At 52.7% G+C, this 273-nt stretch carries 1 protein-coding gene; it reads left to right on the top strand.

All coding sequences use genetic code 11. The annotated features are described in order from the left end of the window. Positions 1–179: 179 nt before the first annotated feature. Positions 180–273 (top strand): twin-arginine translocation signal domain-containing protein (locus ACRHOZ_RS20965; RefSeq protein ID WP_431130223.1); only part of this gene is annotated, 94 nt, incomplete at its 3' end.

Below are 273 nucleotides of genomic sequence, written 5' to 3'. Positions count from 1 at the left end.
GTAGCGCCTGTCATAGCACTCCTCCTACGACCCGATATACCGCTAATGGCTGGATCGCTGGATTGAAAGCCATGTCGACCTATTACCGGCTTAATCCGGTGGAGGAACGTACGTTGTTGAAATACCTCCAGACCCACGCCAGCGATGTGTCTGACACCAACAAAAAGTAAGGATAATGTATGGATATTCATGACTTTAATCCGTCCCGCCGCCGTTTTCTCAGCGGTATGTTGGCGGTGGGTGCTGCCAGCGCACTGGCGCCTAATCCGCTGA

Source organism: Flagellimonas flava (assembly GCF_050617915.1).
GTDB classification, from domain to species: domain Bacteria; phylum Bacteroidota; class Bacteroidia; order Flavobacteriales; family Flavobacteriaceae; genus Flagellimonas; species Flagellimonas flava_A.
This window is presented reverse-complemented; position numbering and strand designations above follow the sequence as displayed.